1 protein-coding gene and 1 pseudogene are annotated in these 1,359 nt (G+C 29.0%); both read right to left on the bottom strand.

Features of this window, described 5'->3' with window-relative positions; all coding sequences use genetic code 11:
• A pseudogene (locus AC1DRF_RS27935) lies at window positions 1-336 on the bottom strand (hypothetical protein); the annotation flags it as partial.
• 72 nt (window positions 337-408) lie between these two features.
• Window positions 409-1,359, bottom strand: a 951-nt coding sequence (locus tag AC1DRF_RS27930; RefSeq protein WP_477742304.1) for a right-handed parallel beta-helix repeat-containing protein, incomplete at its 5' end; no start/stop codon positions are given.

Below are 1,359 nucleotides of genomic sequence, written 5' to 3'. Positions count from 1 at the left end.
ATTGATATTAAAAATATAAAAAATAGKGAAAAACATTAGAAGGGCAATTAAAAGGCTATCTACATATAATAGATGAACATTCTTTATTTTGTTTTTTTTAATAATATAAATTAATTTCGCTAGAAAGGAAATATTTGATAATTGAGCATTTTTTAAATTTGAATTTATATTTAAGTAATCTATATTAACTTCATCTAATTTATCAATGTCATGTTTATTTATATTAGATGAAACATATAGAGCTTTATTTTCTTTTATGACACCTTTCATTACTTGATAGTTATAATAAAAATGATGCCCACTGTTTACAGTGTCGAAGAATAATACTTTTGACATCATTATCCCTCCTCTCAAAATAAAAAAGAGAGCGTAAATAATTCGTCTCTTTTCTCAATTCACTATTGAAACTTAAGGATTAATAAATTCACTTTTCTTTACGAATATATTATCTCCTATGTCTTTATTATAAAATTTTGATGACTCCACCACTACTGTTCCACCTACTGGTTTATCTGTATTAAAAATCGCCAAATTACTATATCCTTTATCTGATGAGTAAAAAACACTATTTGCTATCTTTACCATTGCATTAGACAATACAGCAATATCAGCTTCCGGGCTTCCTGGGTAACTGTCCGAACCGCAATTTTTAAAAGTGGCACCTATAATGACTACTTCAGAATGATCCTCAACATGAACTCCTTGACCTACTATATCAATGAAATCTGAATTTTTAATAACTATATGTTTAGCTGATAGAGCAACCCCGACTCCAAATCCAGCCCATTTTGAATTACTAGTATTTGTATCAAAAGTGCAATTTTCAATTAGCCACCTATGACTTGCCACATTTATCTCAATACTATCTAATTTCGTATTAGTAAATTTACAGTTAATGATTTTTACGTCAAAACTAGGCTGTAGATTTGAAAGAATACCGTAACCACATCTATCAAATATAGTGTTAATAATAGTTAACCTATGAACTGTAATTGCATTTTGAATTCCTTGTAGGGAACAATTAAACTTAGATTGTAAGATGGTAATATCATTACCCATTGGTAAAACACCTATACGTGAATTAAAACCTATATTTTGGATTGTCTGATTTCCCTCTAATCTTAATACTGCCTCATCTTTATTATCTTTTCTTTTTAAAATAGTAACTGTTCTTCCTTCACCTAATAATGATACATTAGAAGGAATATCTATGGAAGAACTTACTATATAAGTCCCTCTCTCGAGGTATATAGTTCCTCCACCTGCATTATCAGCCTTTTTAATAGCTGATAATATTTTAAGGGTATCGTCCTTCAATCCATCTCCTTTAGCACCATAATCTTTGACATTATATATTGA

The organism is Priestia sp. P5_B4 (assembly GCF_056400385.1).
Note: the sequence above shows the minus strand (reverse complement) of the source record. Positions and strands in the feature narration are given on the sequence as shown.